The sequence below is a fragment of the Thioclava arctica genome, from assembly GCF_040892615.1.
Classification (GTDB): domain Bacteria; phylum Pseudomonadota; class Alphaproteobacteria; order Rhodobacterales; family Rhodobacteraceae; genus Thioclava; species Thioclava arctica.
Map to the genome: position 1 here is coordinate 177,891 of NZ_JBFRYC010000001.1, position 14,675 is coordinate 192,565.

Sequence of the window (14,675 nt, forward strand, 5' to 3'; positions counted from 1 at the left end):
TCTCGCCGCGTAGGGTGCAGATTCGCCAGATTCGAGCAAGGCCGCGAAATTTCTACGAGATTTCGGACTGAGCGGAGGCAGTTTGAGCCCTCCAAAAGGCCGCGAGCGCCCCGGTTTTGCGCTATTAACGCCACATCCGTGCTAAAGTGCAACAGTTAGCCTCTGCCCAGAAGAGAGCCCGGGTTTTATACTTTAAAAGGCCGTGAACCTATGCAAATCTCGCCTACGATGCTGCCATACGGAGGCGGCTCCTATCAGTAATGACGGAGATTACTATGAAAAAAATCGCTACTATCGCCCTGGCCCTCGGCCTCACTGGTTCCGCTGCTTTCGCTGGTGGTTACACCGCGCCGGTCGTCGAGCCCGAGCCCGTTGTGGTTCAGCAGTCGTCCTCTTCGAACGCAGGGATCATCATCCCGGTTCTGCTGCTGGTTGCAGTCGCTGTTGCAGCGTCCAACAACTAAGTTCAGTTTCGACTGAACTAGAAAAGGCCGGAGCGCAAGCTCCGGTCTTTTTTTATCTGCCGTGGCAGCCCGATGGGCAGCGGTGATGCACAGATCAAAATGGCACGAAAAAAGCCCCCGAAATCGGGGGCTTTTGTGTGTTTGGGGCGCTTCGTTCGGGGGCGGGTTAGTTGCGCAACTGTTGGATCGCAACATAGCCCAGTGCCGGGCCAACCCATTGCCGTGAGGCCAAAATCGTGCCCCCCGTAACCAGATAGCTCATATCAAGGCGCACACCCGAGCCCTCACAATGTTCGCCGACCTGCCGGGCGCTCACGGGGCCCTGTTGCACCATACCGCCCGGCGTGATCGTGCAGGAAACGGGCAGGGGGCGTTCCTCGCCATCGCCATCCAGATAGCGATAGACGCGCGGCGCGGTGCCAGCCTTGGCGGCGCGGATCAGCGCGCCTGCGGCAGTCGTATCCGCCGACATCAAGTCGCGCCCAAACCCGCGCGTGCCCGCCAGCAACCCGCCACGCAGCACGAAGGCGCGCTGATCAGGGGTCTGGTAGGTACGCATCGTGCCGTTTTGCCCGCGCATCGCGGCCACGGTCGCGGCTTTGCTGGCCTCGAATGTGACCATGATAACCGGACCTTGCAGCGATTGCAGCGCGGCGGCGGCCAGCGCGTTGGGGTCTTGGGGCGCCGCGGCAGCAGCCTTCTTTTTGCCCGGTAGCACCTGACCCAGCGCCGAGGTGACCATTTTCACCCCGCCCGATTTCTTTTCCTGAATGCCGGCACTGTCATGGCTGCACGCGCCAAGGGCAGCGATCAGCGCGAGCGCGCGCAGGGGAGCTTGGCTCATCGCCAGAACCTCCCCCAGTCGCGATATAGCCCGCCCTGCTGACTGCCATCCAGCGTCTCATACAGACGGCCATCGACATTCACGCGTGCCCCGCCATCGCCGACATAGGGGCGCAGCGTGGTCGAGAAGCTCTTGAGCGAGGGCATGCCCGTCGCATAGCCCAGCGGGATCGTCAGGCGGATGCCCTTGTCGAACTTGCCGGGGCCGAAATCACTGCCCGACATATCGGTCATCGTTGCCCAAGCGCCGACTTTCCAGCCATTGGCCATCTCGCGATCCAGCGAAATCGTCGCGCCGAAATCGCGCGCCAGATAGCGCCCGACATCCAGCTCGCCCGTCAGCCCGTTGCCAAAGTCGTAATAGGCCGAAACGAAGGCCGTCGCGGTGGAGTAGTTGCGGAACGAGAATCGCTGATCGAAATCGCGTTGCTTGACGAGATTGACCTCGGCCCCCAACGCCAGGCGGCTATCGACAGGTTTCCACAGCAATTCGCCCGAAACCCCACCATACATGCGTTCAAGCAGGCCGACCGTGACGCGCGAATAGACGTCATTTGCGGGCCGCCCGTAAGAGGCAATGGTCAGGTAGGGAATCGTGAGATCGCCGTGACGCTGATATTCATAAATATCGCTGCGCACATGTTGCACGGTCGAGGTTGAGGTTTTCGGGTTCGTATCAAGATTGCCGATTGCCTTTTGGCGCAGCGCCCCGGCAATGACCAAACCGGGCGCGAGTTCATAGCGCCCGCTGAGTGTGACGCCCAGATCGGCATGCAGATCGTTGGCCGGATCAAAGGGCGACAGTTCCAGATAGGGCGCAATGCCCCACATCAGGCGCGGATAGACGCCGGGGGTCGTCACGAAGCCTGCGTTGCCGCGCTCGCTTTCCCCGATTTGCGCAACGGCGGCGATCTGCGTCGAGGGGCCGTTTTCCAGCCGCTCGATGTCAGAGCGTTTCAGCACCGTGGTGGAGGCTGGCATGCCGCGCTCCATCAAGGTGACCTTGATCGTCTCGACCGAGGCGGGCAGGGCGCGGCTGGCGATGCGCGCGGCGTGACCGATGGCTTGGGGATTGGCGCGATAGGTCTCGTTCGAGATGCGCAGATCGACGCTGGTGGGCGTGAGCTTCATCGCCTCAAGCACCTGACCGTCTTTTTGCAGCGCATCGCCGATGGATTTCTGGATCGCGGGTTGCGCGGTCGGGTCTTGCGCCCAATCGGTGGCATAGGCTTGCGGATTGCTGGCGCGCGACGGGCGCGGGGCGACCGGAATCGGCGCGCGCTCCAGCCCCGAGGGGGCGGCGGGTTGGCGCGGATCCAGCGCGATATTGAACTGGAAGCCAACCTTGGAGCCATGCAGCAGATAGCCCGACACCGAGGCGATATTGTTGATCTTGTAATCGACGCCGAAATTCAGCGGGGTCTTGTTGTCAAACCCGTTTGCGGCGGTTTCGGCGGCGTAATCATCGTCGCTATATTCGGCCTTGAGCGCGATCTTATCGCTCACCTGCCAGATCACCGAGGCAAAAGGTGCCGAGGGCCCCTTGAACCAAGTGTCACTGTTCAGCCCGCCCGACCGCGACGGGGCAGGGCGCGTGCCGCCCCCCGATCCGCCAGACCCAAGCCGACCCCAGCCCCAGCCAACGCTGGCGCGCAGGCGCGGGGTGATCGTCTTGCTCGCGACGAGATATTCCGAGGCATAAAACCCGTTATCAAACATATCACGCAGACCAACAGCAAAGGCCGGGCGCCAACCCTGCTCTTTGAGCAGTTGCAGATGCAGATCAAAGCTGCGGTCCTTGAGGGTATCGCCGCCAACGCCCAGACCCTTTTCGCGCGAAAAGCGGACGGTGGCGGTCAAGCGCGGGAACATCTGGAATGAGAAATTGGCCCGCTGGCTATCGGAATAGCCCGAAACAGAGGCGACAAGTTCACCATCGCGAAAACTCTCGGCGGTGGGGGTGTCGATGACGCCGGGCGCGCCCAGCGTGCCGATGCTCCAGGCAAGTTGATCCTGCGCATGGGCGGTTTGGGCAAACCCCATCCCCGCCAAAAGCGCAGCACTTGCGATACCACCTGTGATCCGTTTCATGCGTCTTCCCTCAAAACACTGCGTCTCTTGCGTCCTTCCTAGACGAGATCACACAGCTTTGCGAGCGCGGCGGGGACCGGATCGGTGTTTCTTGTGGCAGGGTTGCATCCTTGCCGCGCCTGATGTGGCGCGATCAGGGGCTGCGGTAATCTGTCTAAATGATCTGCGGAAAATGGGTGAAATAAGATAACATTATATAGCGAGGGACCGATGTCTCAGAGAGTGCCCGAACTTGGTCCAAAACGGCGTGGTCACGGTGGGGGCACACAGAAAACATGGGGCAATATCGTGGCCGAGACCCGGTCTGATGACCCGAATGAGGCGATTCTGATCCGCGCGCATGGCGCCGTGGTCAGCGCCTTTGTAAACGGAGGGGCGAAGAAGGTCGCGGCGCAAGGTAGCCCGCTGCCCTCAGCCGATCTCCGTGTGACTGGCGCGTCCCCGGTCGGGTAAGCGACCCGGCGGCTTATTGCGTCTGTGATAGCCGCCGGGTCCGCCCAAACTCACATACAGGCCGCAAATAGCGCGCGGGTGTTTTCGCGTGTCATTTCAACGGGGTTGCCGCCACAAGACGGGTCTTCCAGCGCCATTTCGGTCAGCTCATCCAGACGCGCCGGGTCAACACCCATTGCCGTCAGGTTTTCCGGGATGGACAGCTCGGTGCGCAGCGCAAGAATGCGCGCCTTGAAGCCGTCAAACCCGCCCGCAATGCCTAAGTAAGCAGCGGCGCGGATGATGCGATCTTCGATCTCAGCACGGTTGAAATCAAGCACCATCGGCATCACCACCGCGTTCGTCGTGCCGTGATGGGTGCCATAAACCGCGCCGATCGGATGGCTCAGAGAATGGATCGCGCCCAGCCCCTTTTGGAACGCCACAGCGCCCATGGCAGCAGCCGACATCATCTGCGCGCGCGCGTCCAGATCATTGGGCGTGGCATAGGCGCGGGGCAGGTTTTCAAACACCAGCCGCATCCCTTCAAGGGCGATACCCTGACTCATCGGGTGGTAATGCGGGCTGCAATAGGCCTCAAGGCAATGGGCCAGCGCATCCATTCCGGTGCCTGCGGTGATGAAGGCAGGCATGCCCACGGTCAACTCGGGGTCGCAGATCGTGACGACGGGCAACAGTTTCGGGTGGAAGATAATCTTCTTTTTGTGGGTCTCTGAATTGGTCAGAACGCCTGCGCGCCCAACCTCGGACCCGGTGCCAGCAGTGGTGGGCACCGCAATGATCGGGGCGATGGCATCACTATCCGCACGCGTCCACCAATCGCCGATATCCTCAAGATCCCAGACGCTGAGATCGGGTTTCTGGCCCGCCATCAGTGCAATCATCTTGCCCAGATCAAGCGCCGAGCCGCCGCCGAAACACACCACGCCATCATGCCCGCCCGCTTTGTAAGCAGCGATGCCGTCGGCCATGTTCTTCTCGTTCGGGTTCGGATCGACCTCGCTGAACACGGCGCGGCCCAGACCTGCGGCTGCAAGAATATCAAGGGCTTGCGCGGTGATCGGCAGGGTGGACAGCGCCTTGTCGGTCACCAATAGCGGCTTGGCCATTCCGGCGGATTTGCAGTGATCGGCCAGTTCCGCGATCCGGCCGGGGCCGAATTTGATCGCGGTGGGATAGGACCAGTTCGCAGTGGGAGCGTTCATTTCGTCACCTTCTTGAGATGGTAGGATTTCGGGCGCGTCAGCGCGTGATAGCCCAGCACCGACAGCGAGCCACCCCGGCCCGTTTCCTTGCAGCCCGTCCAGCACAAGGCCGGGTCAAGATAGTCGCAGCGGTTCATAAACACGGTGCCGGTTTGCAGCCGTGCACCAATCGCCTCGGCGCGTGCTGCATCAGCGGTCCAGAGCGAACAGGTCAGCCCATATTGGCAATCATTCATCGCCGCGATCGCCTCTTCGTCATTCTTGACCGACATGATGCCGACCACGGGGCCGAAGCTTTCTTCGCGCATCACCCGCATTTCATGATTGACGTTGATGAGGATTTGCGGCGCGAGATACGCGCCCCCGTCATCGGCGGGGAACATCGCCGGGTCCAGCAGCGGCTGCGCGCCCTCGTTGATCGCATCCGCGACCTGACCGCGCACGACCTCGGCAAAGCGTTTATTGGCCATCGGGCCAAGCGTGGTATCGGCCTCAAACGGGTTGCCGAGTTTCAGCTTGCTCGCCCAGTCAATCGCCTTGCCCACGAAGGCGTCATACAGGCTTTCATGCACGTAAATACGTTCAATCCCGCAGCAACATTGACCGGCGTTGAACAGCGCGCCATCCATCAGCCCATCGACGGCGGCGTCCAGATCGGCGTCTTCGGCGACATAGCCGGGGTCTTTGCCCCCGAGTTCCAGTCCCATGCCGACAAATGTGCCAGCAGCAGCCTTTTCTAGCGCACGACCACCGCCGACAGAGCCGGTGAAGTTGATGAAATCAAAGGCGCGCTCGCCCAGCAGCGTCTCGGTCACGTCATGAGAGAGGAAGACGTTTTGGAACACGTCCTCGGGGATGCCGGCGGCGTGGAAGGCCTCGGCGATACGTTCGCCCACCAGCAGGGTTTGCGTGGCATGTTTCAGCACCACCGTGTTGCCCGCAATCAGCGCCGGCACCAGCGAGTTGATCACCGTCATATAAGGGTAGTTCCACGGCGCGATGATCGCCACGACGCCCATCGGCTCGCGCGCGATCTGGCGCAGGGCGGTGGCGCTGTCTTCGATCACCATCGGCGCAAGCGAGGCTTCGGCAATCGAGATCATGTAGTTCGCACGCTCGTTCATGCCGCCAAATTCGCCGCCGTAACGGGTCGGGCGGCCCATCTGCCAAGCGAGCTCTTCGACGACGACATCTTTCATCTCGTTGAGCGCGGCAATCCCGGCCTGAACCAGCGCGATACGGTCCGCCAGCGGGCGCGCGGCCCAAGAGGGTTGCGCGGCACGTGCGCGCGCGACCATCATTTGCGCATCGGGGTGCGAGAGCGTTTCACGCGTTGCATAGACCTGCCCATCGACGGGCGAGATACATTCGATCACTTTTGACATGGGGTCTCCTTGCGGGCCGAACTGCCCGCGTATTGGCAAAGTCTTAGGCGCGTTCAAAGCCGCGCGCACGTTCCCAATCGGTCACGACGCGGTTTTGTTCGCGAATTTCCCAGCGCGCGGCGTGGGTGTAATGGGCCATCACCTGATCGCCAAAGGCGGCGCGCAGCATGTCGCTGGCCTGTAGCGCATCGGCGGCCTCGGGCAGGGATTTGGGCACATCGACCACATCGCCCGCTTTGTAGAGATCGCCCCCCGCCTCTGGTCCGGGATCGATTTCGCCCTCAATCCCGGCAAGGCCAGCGGCCAGCAGCGCCGCGCAGGCCAGATAGGGGTTCAAGTCCGATCCACCAATGCGGCATTCCACGCGCACGGATTTGGTGCCTTCGCCGCAAATGCGGAAACCTGCCGTGCGGTTGTCAAGCGACCAGACCGCCTTGGTAGGGGCAAACAGCCCCTCGCAGAACCGCTTGTAGCTGTTGGTGTAGGGGGCGAGGAAATAGGTAATGTCGCGGGCGTATTTCAACTGCCCGCCAAGGAAATGGCGCATCAGGTCTGACATGCCATGGGGCGCATCGGCGTCATGAAACGCGTTCTTGCCGCCTTTCCAAAGCGATTGGTGGACGTGGCTCGACGAGCCTGCCTTGTCAGTGTGATATTTCGCCATGAAGGTCGCAGAATAGCCGTGCTGCTGGGCGATCTCTTTGGCGCATTGCTTGACCAGAACATGCATGTCTGCGGTCTCAAGCCCGGCGGCGTATTTCACGTTCAGCTCTTCCTGACCGCGCTCTGCCTCGCCCTTGGAGCATTCCACCGGAATCCCCGCATGATACAGTGCATTGCGCATGTCACGCAGCGCGGGTTCGGTGCGCGCATTGCCAAGGATCGAGTAGTCGATATTGTGGCGCGCGACGGGGGTCGGGTCGGGATAGCCTGCATCAAACAGTTCGGGATAGCTTTCTTCGAACAGGAAGAATTCCAGCTCGGTTGCCATCATCACATCAAACCCCAGCGCCTTGGCGCGCGCGATCTGCGATTTCAGCATCGAGCGGGGCGCGTGGGGCACGGGCGTGCCGTGATGATCAAGCAGATCGCACAACACCAGGGCGGTGCCGGGCACCCACGGGATCAGGCGCAACGTTTCCATATCGGGCTTCATGACATAATCGCCATAGCCGCGTTCCCAGCTAGAGGCCTCATAGCCCGGCACGGTTTCCATCTCGAGATCGGTGGCCAGCAGGTAGTTGCAGCAATGGGTTTCTTCCCAAGCGCTGGCGACGAAATGCGCGGCGTGGAACCGCTTGCCCTGAAGACGGCCCTGCATATCAATCAGGGCGACGATCACGGTGTCGATCTCACTGGCTTTGACAGCCTTTTTGAGCGCATCGAATGAGAACTTGGCGGGCATGGAATCCTCCGGGTGGTCAGCAGGCTGCGCGACAGTGCCGCGCGGCGGCGCGCTCGGCAAGGGCCTGCGGATGGGAAAGAGGGCGCGCCCAGGAAATTTCCCCCGACGCGCCCCCGGTTGTTACTTAGCCATAGCGGTAGGGCGGGCCTGCCTTGCCCATCGTTTCGTTGTATTTCTTAAAGATATCAACGACCTTGGCCTTGAGCGGACTTTCGGCGGCGATTTCATCCCAGAACTTGTGGGCGGCATCTTCGACCTGTTTCCATTCGGCATCAGGAATCGTGGTGAGCTGCATTTCGGTGCCCTCGACGCGCAGCTTGGCCTCGCCCGACCAATACCAGTATTGGCGATGGTAATGGGACTGATCAAAGCAGGTCTTCATCAGCGTCTTGAGCCGGTCCGGCACCGCGTTCCAGCGCTCCATATTGGCAAAGAAATGCCCGATCCACGCGCCCGAGATGTTGTTGGTCAGGAAATAGGGCGCGTTCTTGCCCCAGCCCGAAGTGTAATCCTCGGTGATGCCTGACCATGCCACGCCGTCCAGCTCGCCGGTTTGCAGCGCGACCTCGACATCCTCCCACGGGATGGTCACCGGCACGACGCCGAATTGCGCCAGGAAACGCCCCGCCGTCGGGAAGGTAAACACCCGTTTGCCTTTCAGATCGGCCAGCGCGTTCACCGGTTCCTTCATCGCGAAGTTGCACGGATCCCACGAGCCTGCCGAGATGTGCTTTACACCGACTGCCGAATATTGCTCGTCCCAGATCTCGTTGAGGCCCCATTCGTTAAACAGCGTCGGCACATCCAGCGAATAGCGCAGACCGAACGGGAAATAGCCACCAAACACGGTGACTTCGGTGGGCGAGGCCATCGAGTCATCATCCGATTGCACCGCATCGATCGTGCCCGCTTGCATGGCGCGGAACAACTCGGATGTGGGCACAAGCTGATCGGCGTAATACAGCTCGATCTCCATCTCGCCATCGGCGATTTCGTTGAAGGTCTTGATGGAAGCATCCACGACCTGTTCGGCCAGTGCAGGCCCGGCATAGGTCTGCATGCGCCATTTGATCGGCGTGGTTTGCGCGAGGGCGGGGGCTGCAAGCCCCGCAGCCGCCGCACCCACCGCGCCGGTGGTTAGAAACTTTCTTCTGGTTGTCATCACTTTCTCTCCTTGCTGGTTACAAGGCCCGGTTTCTCCGGGCTCTGGTTATCGTCCAAGAACCACATGCGGCAGCCACAGCGCCAATTGCGGAAAGAGCATCACGAGGATCAGCGTCAGCAGCATCACCCCCACGAAGGGAAAGACCGAGCGGTAAATCACCGGCAGGGTAAATTCGGGGGGCGCCATCGCCTTCATCAGGAACAGATTATAGCCGAAGGGCGGGGTCAGATAGGCAATCTGACAGGTGATCGTATAAAGGATACCATACCAGATCAGATCAAAGCCGAGGTGACGCGCAAGGCTGACATAGACCGGGGCGACGATCACCAGCATCGCGGTGTCATCCAGAAACATCCCCATCACCAGAAAGCTGAGCTGCATCAGGATCAGGATCTGCCACGGACCAAGGCCCAGCCCTTCGGTGAAGAAATCCTCGATTGCGCGTCCCGCACCCAGACCGTCAAACACCGCACCGAACGATAGCGCTGCAGTGATGATAAGCATGAACATCACGGTGATCTGCATCGTCTGGCGCGTGGTGGTCTGGAACACCTGCCACGTAAAGCGGCGCTTGATGACGGCGGCGAGGACGGCGGCCAACGCGCCGATCACTGACGCCTCAGTCAGGCTTGCCCAGCCTTTGAGGAAGGGCACCATCATCGCCACGAATATGAACACCGGCAGTAGCCCCGCACGCAACAGGCGCAGCTTTTCGCGCATCGTGATGGCGGCGCGTTCTTCGGCGTCCATCGGCGGGGCGAGGCTGGGGTTCAACCGGCAGCGGATCACGATATAGACCACGAAGAGCGAGGCCATCAGCAGCCCCGGAATGGCCCCCGCCAGCCACAATTCCGACACCGGCTGACGCGCGATCAGCGAGAACAGCACCAGCACCACCGAGGGCGGAATCAGGATGCCAAGGCTCGATCCGGCCTGAATAACGCCTGAAATCATCAGCTTGTCATAGTTGCGCCGCAGCAGCTCGGGCAGCGCAATGGTCGCACCAATCGCCATGCCCGCCACCGACAGCCCGTTCATCACCGAGATCATCACCATCAGCATGATCGTGCCAATTGCAAGGCCCCCCGGCAGTGGCCCAAACCAGACATGAAACATCCGATACAGGTCTTCAGCGAGGCGGCTTTCAGACATCACATAGCCCATATAAACGAACATCGGCAGCGTCAGCAGCGGCGTCCATTTCATCAGCTTCATCACCGAGCCAAAGCCCATCTGCGTGCCCCCCGGCCCCCAAAGGGCAAAGGCGGCGACAACGGCGACAAAGCCGATCGCGCCGAACACCCGCTGGCCGGTGATCATCATCAGCAGCATCGTCGAAAACATCAAAAGCGCGATGGTGTTGTGATCCATCAGATTTCCTCTCCGCGGATCGTCGCGATGTCGCGGATCAAAAGAACGGTGGCTTGCAGGAACATCAGAAAGAACCCGGCGGTGATGATGGTCTTGATCGGCCACATGAAGGGCCGCCACGCGCTTGGATTTCTCTCGCCGTATTCAAAGGCATAGACGGTGGAATCAAAGGCCGAATAAACCATGATCCCAATGTAGAACATCAGCGCAAACACGGTGAACGCATCCCACCACGCCTGACCCTTGCGCGAAAAGCGTGCATAAAACAGGTCCATGCGCACATTGGTGTCACCCTGCAGCGACCACGGCGCGCCCAGCATGTAATAGGCGACCAGCGTGAACTGCGCCATTTCCAGTGTCCAAAGCGCGGGGATATGGGCGATTTTGGTGAAGGACGAATAAAGCATGATCGCCATGATCACATAGAGCAGATACATCGCGAACTTGCCCATGCGCCGGTTCAGCGTCTCGACAAAGCGCACATAGGTGCGGATCCATGCGGGCATCAGGCGGCCTCCCCGGCTTGGTGCGACAGACGCGCAATCGCGGCACGTAGCACCGGTGCAAGGGTCGCCGCCATTGCACTTTGTGACGCCTCGTCCGCGATCAGATCATTGCGCAGTTCCAACATGACATGAGGCAGGCCCATCGGGGTGGCCTGCAAAGCGAGCGTATGTGTGACGCCATCGGCGGCTGAATAGGGCTCGTTCAGGCGCGTATCCAGCCCGGTCTGTTCCAGCGCCTCTTCCAGCACCGCGCAGGCCAGCGCCGGATCGGCGTCATGAATCACACCCAGTTCGACCGTCCGGCTTTGGCCGAAATAAACCGGGGTAAAGGAATGCACCGTCACCAGAACCGGCACCGTCCCGCGCGCCAGCCTGCGCGCGATCAGGGCGCGCAACTCGGCGTGAAACGGCAGATATATGGCGTCTGTACGCGTGAGGCGATCTTGCGCGCTTAGGTCCTGATTGCCCGGAATGTCAAAGGTTTCGGAGCGCGCGGGCATTGCGCCAGCATGGTGAGGCGGGCGGTTGAGATCATAGATCAGCCGCGATTGGCAGGCTGCCGCGAGGGGCGCATCAAGCTGCGCGGCCAATGCGCGCGCCACACCCAAAGCGCCGGGATCCCACGCGATATGGGCCGCGCGCTGGGCCTCGTTTAGCCCCAGATCGCCCCAGGGCGCAGGCATCGCGTTGGAGGCATGTTCGCACACGAAAACGCACGCGCCGCCGCGCTCGTCCCCTTCGATCTGGATCGGCGTTTGCCCCATCGACACGCAGCCCCCCGTGCGATTCTCGTGGTAAGATGTAATCAGGCTCGCCTCCGAGGGGTAATTCTGTCAAGATATTTTCAGAATTTCGTTTTCTGTTACAATCTGTTCGCACAGCCTTCGCAAAGGAGTGCCCATTTTGACAGCAGCCGTGAAAAGCATCGAAGATCAGATCGCAGGCGCGATTGAAGCCATGACCCGCGCCGAGCGCCAGCTTGCCAGCCATATCCTGCGCCACTACCCGGTGGCGCTGCTGGGCTCGGTGACGGCCTTGGCCAAAGCGGCCGAGGTGTCCTCGCCCACGGTGGTGCGGCTGGCGCAAAAGATGGGCTTTGGCGGCTATCCGGGGCTGCAACAGGCGGTGCGCGACGAGCTAGAAGCGCGTCTGGTCTCGCCACTCGCCAAACATGATCGCTGGGCCGAGGCGGCGCCCGAAACCCATATGCTCAACCGCTTTGCCCATGCGGTGCTGGGCAACTTACAGGCGACATTGGCGCAGATTGATCATGCGCAATTTGATGCCGCTGTTGCGCTACTGGCCGATCCAAAGCGGCGCATCTTTGCCACGGGCGGGCGCATTACCCTGCCGATTGCGCAGTATTTCACCACGCATATGAAGGTGATCCGCCCCGGTGTCGAACTGCTCGAACCGGTATCAAACGCCTGGCCGCCCGCGATGCTGGAAATGCAAGCGGGTGATGTGCTGCTGGTGTTCGACATTCGCCGCTATGAAAACAACGTGCTGCAACTGGTTGAAATGGCGGCAGAGCAGGGGGCCGAGATGATCCTGTTCACCGACCCTTGGGTCAGCCCGGCAGCGGCCCATGCGCGCTATCGTTTCTCGGCCCAGATCGAGGTGCCAAGTGCTTGGGACAGCACGGTTGCCATTCAGGTGCTGGTGGAAACCTTGATGGCGGCCGTGCAATCGCTGACATGGGAGGAAACTGCGGCGCGGATGAAACGGCTTGAGGGGCTCTATGACCGCGCGCGCTTTTTTCGGCGGGGGAAATAGGGGCAGCTGACAAAGCCTTGGCGGTGTCGGCCTTTTCGGGGTTATTTATAGCACTCGCAAGACAGAGGGATTGTCGCATCGCGCGCCTCGGTGTAGCTCTGTTAGCGCAATCAAGAGGAGGTTTTCGATGATCCTTAGCTGTGGAGAAGCCCTGATCGACATGCTGCCCCGTCAAAGCTCGCTGGGCGAAACCGCGTTCGCGCCCTATCCCGGTGGGGCCGTGTTCAACACCGCCATCGCTTTGGGACGGCTTGGCGCGCGCTCGGGGTTCTTCTCGGGTTTGTCGGATGATTTGTTTGGTCAGATGTTGATCAATGCGCTGGCCGAGTCAGGCGTTGATGCGGGGCTTGCGGCGCGCTCTGATCGACCCACGACATTGGCTTTCGTGACGCTGATTGATGGCCATGCGCGCTATGCGTTTTACGATGAAAATACAGCGGGGCGGATGCTGGCGGACACTGATCTGCCCGTCGTGCCAGATAGCGTCAAGGCGCTGTTTTTCGGTGGAATTTCTCTGGTGGTAGAGCCTTGCGGCGCGACTTATGAGGCGTTGATGCTGCGCGAGGCACCCAGCCGTGTTACGATGATCGACCCCAATATCCGCCCCGGTTTCATTCGCGACGAGGCCGCTTATCGTGCGCGACTTGATCGCATGATGGCGGTGGCCGATATCGTGAAACTTTCGGATGAGGATCTGCGCTGGATCGAAGGGCCCGGCACGATCGAAGATCTGGCGCGCAAAGTTTTGGCGCGAGGGGCGAAGCTGGTTTTCGTGACCGAGGGGGCGACCGGAGCGCATGGGTTTAGCGCCGATCACGACGTATTCGCACCGGCCCGCAAGGTTGAGGTGGTCGACACGGTCGGCGCGGGCGATACATTCAACGCGGGCGTTTTGGCCGCACTGGATCGCGCAGACGCGCTGAGCAAAGAGGCGATTTCGCGCGCCGATGAAGACCTGATCCGGGCCTGTCTTGATCTGGGCGTGGCGGCTGCGGCGGTGGTTGTGAGCCGCGCCGGGGCCAATCCGCCTTGGGCCGAGGATCTCGCGTGAGAGCACTTATACAACGAGTTTCGCGGGCGTCCGTGACGGTTTCCGGCGCAAGACTAGCAGAAATTCAACATGGGCTGCTGATTTTGGTCTGTGCGATGGCGGGTGATGATACGACCACGGCCGAGAAACTCGCCGAGCGCGTGGCCAAGCTACGGATCTTCAAGGACGCGGCGGGCAAGATGAATCTCGCCGTGGGCGATATAGGTGGGGCCTGTCTGGTGGTGAGCCAGTTCACCCTTGCCGCCGACACGTCGCGCGGCAATCGCCCCGGGTTTTCCACCGCTGCCCCACCCGATCAGGGCAAGCCACTTTATGAGCATTTCGCCGCCCATCTGGCGCGGCTTGGTCTGCCCGTTCAGACGGGGGAATTCGGTGCAGATATGGCGGTGGACCTGCTTAATGACGGGCCAGTCACGATCTGGATGGACAGCGCCGATCGGGCTTAGCCGACCGCGCCTTCCTCCAGCTTGAGTTTGACCTGCAGCAGGACCTCTTGCAGCGCCTGCGCCTCTTTGAGCATCCGCTTGGCCTCATTCAAGCTGATCGTGCCGTCAGCGATCGAGACGTGATATTCCGCCATCAGCATCGCAAAGCGCTGGCTCAGCGCCACAACGTCGGAATTGATCGAGCCGCTCGAGGCATTGCGCCGCGCTTCATTCCAGCTCAGCGTGACGCCCGCCAGATCGGCCAGCGCGACCGTCACATGCGGATAGCTGGCCTCGGCCTCAAGGCGGGCCGCAACATCAAGCGGCATGAAGCGCTCCGAATTGTCAGGATCGTTCGAGTAATAGCGGCCCAGCGTGGCCTTGGATTTCCCGCAAATCCGGGCCGCAGCCTCGATACCGAGGTCTTTGACCAGCGCTTCGCTGTGTTTCTTCAAATAGCTGCCAATATGTTCGCTCATCTCAATGCCCTGCTGTGGGAAAATTTCCCTGCCATTCCCCTTACCCCGCAGCGCGC

15 protein-coding genes are annotated in these 14,675 nt (G+C 61.0%); 5 read left to right on the forward strand and 10 right to left on the reverse strand.

Going from position 1 to position 14,675, the window contains the following annotated elements; genetic code table 11:
* Positions 1 to 275: 275 nt before the first annotated feature.
* The gene (locus AB4874_RS00965) at positions 276 to 464 is read left to right on the forward strand and encodes a hypothetical protein (RefSeq protein ID WP_295535481.1); all 189 of its coding nucleotides are present in this window, start codon (positions 276 to 278) and stop codon (positions 462 to 464) included.
* A 166-nt stretch (positions 465 to 630) separates the two neighbouring features.
* On the opposite strand, the gene AB4874_RS00970 is transcribed toward AB4874_RS00965, so the two are convergent.
* A complete protein-coding gene (locus AB4874_RS00970) occupies positions 631 to 1,308 on the reverse strand; it encodes a YjbF family lipoprotein (RefSeq protein WP_368390602.1) in 678 nt (225 codons plus the stop codon).
* Positions 1,305 to 3,398: a YjbH domain-containing protein gene (locus tag AB4874_RS00975; RefSeq protein ID WP_368390603.1), complete on the reverse strand. Its 2,094-nt coding sequence runs from the start codon at positions 3,396 to 3,398 to the stop codon at positions 1,305 to 1,307. The genes AB4874_RS00970 and AB4874_RS00975 overlap by 4 nt, the downstream gene beginning before the upstream one ends.
* A 210-nt stretch (positions 3,399 to 3,608) precedes the next feature.
* Between AB4874_RS00975 and AB4874_RS00980 the strand changes: the two genes are divergently transcribed.
* Complete coding sequence (locus tag AB4874_RS00980; protein WP_368390604.1) at positions 3,609 to 3,851, forward strand: hypothetical protein; 243 nt, start codon at positions 3,609 to 3,611, stop codon at positions 3,849 to 3,851.
* A 50-nt stretch (positions 3,852 to 3,901) separates the two neighbouring features.
* Here the strand turns inward: AB4874_RS00980 and AB4874_RS00985 are convergent, their stop codons facing one another.
* The 7 genes from AB4874_RS00985 to AB4874_RS01015 form a co-directional block, all read right to left on the reverse strand.
* Entirely contained in the window at positions 3,902 to 5,056 is a 1,155-nt protein-coding gene (locus tag AB4874_RS00985) for an iron-containing alcohol dehydrogenase (protein WP_368390605.1), read from the reverse strand.
* Entirely contained in the window at positions 5,053 to 6,441 is a 1,389-nt protein-coding gene (locus tag AB4874_RS00990) for an aldehyde dehydrogenase family protein (RefSeq protein WP_368390606.1), read from the reverse strand. The genes AB4874_RS00985 and AB4874_RS00990 overlap by 4 nt, the downstream gene beginning before the upstream one ends.
* Before the next feature lie 43 nt (positions 6,442 to 6,484).
* On the reverse strand, positions 6,485 to 7,846 hold the full coding sequence (locus tag AB4874_RS00995; RefSeq protein WP_295535465.1) for a glutamine synthetase family protein: 1,362 nt from the start codon (positions 7,844 to 7,846) through the stop codon (positions 6,485 to 6,487).
* A 124-nt stretch (positions 7,847 to 7,970) separates the two neighbouring features.
* Positions 7,971 to 9,008 carry a TRAP transporter substrate-binding protein gene (locus AB4874_RS01000; protein WP_295535463.1) on the reverse strand — a complete coding sequence of 346 codons (1,038 nt, stop codon included), beginning with the start codon at positions 9,006 to 9,008 and terminating at the stop codon, positions 7,971 to 7,973.
* A 48-nt stretch (positions 9,009 to 9,056) separates the two neighbouring features.
* Complete coding sequence (locus AB4874_RS01005) at positions 9,057 to 10,382, reverse strand: TRAP transporter large permease (RefSeq protein ID WP_295535460.1); 1,326 nt, start codon at positions 10,380 to 10,382, stop codon at positions 9,057 to 9,059.
* Positions 10,382 to 10,888 carry a TRAP transporter small permease subunit gene (locus tag AB4874_RS01010; protein WP_295535458.1) on the reverse strand — a complete coding sequence of 169 codons (507 nt, stop codon included), beginning with the start codon at positions 10,886 to 10,888 and terminating at the stop codon, positions 10,382 to 10,384. The genes AB4874_RS01005 and AB4874_RS01010 overlap by 1 nt, the downstream gene beginning before the upstream one ends.
* Complete coding sequence (locus AB4874_RS01015) at positions 10,888 to 11,652, reverse strand: N-formylglutamate amidohydrolase (RefSeq protein ID WP_368390860.1); 765 nt, start codon at positions 11,650 to 11,652, stop codon at positions 10,888 to 10,890. The genes AB4874_RS01010 and AB4874_RS01015 overlap by 1 nt, the downstream gene beginning before the upstream one ends.
* Positions 11,653 to 11,791: 139 nt before the next feature.
* Here AB4874_RS01015 and AB4874_RS01020 point away from each other — a divergent pair, with 139 nt between their 5' ends.
* From AB4874_RS01020 to dtd, 3 genes are all read left to right on the forward strand, one after another.
* Entirely contained in the window at positions 11,792 to 12,664 is an 873-nt protein-coding gene (locus AB4874_RS01020; protein ID WP_368390607.1) for a MurR/RpiR family transcriptional regulator, read from the forward strand.
* Between the two features lie 127 nt (positions 12,665 to 12,791).
* Positions 12,792 to 13,715: a carbohydrate kinase family protein gene (locus AB4874_RS01025; protein WP_368390608.1), complete on the forward strand. Its 924-nt coding sequence runs from the start codon at positions 12,792 to 12,794 to the stop codon at positions 13,713 to 13,715.
* Positions 13,712 to 14,161 (forward strand): D-aminoacyl-tRNA deacylase, encoded by a 450-nt coding sequence (gene dtd / locus AB4874_RS01030; protein WP_368390609.1) that lies wholly within the window; start codon positions 13,712 to 13,714, stop codon positions 14,159 to 14,161. Before AB4874_RS01025 ends, dtd begins: the two co-directional genes overlap by 4 nt.
* Here dtd and AB4874_RS01035 read toward each other — a convergent pair.
* A complete protein-coding gene (locus AB4874_RS01035; protein ID WP_368390610.1) occupies positions 14,158 to 14,619 on the reverse strand; it encodes a hypothetical protein in 462 nt (153 codons plus the stop codon). The two genes, dtd and AB4874_RS01035, sit on opposite strands and share 4 nt — an antisense overlap.
* Positions 14,620 to 14,675: the final 56 nt, after the last annotated feature.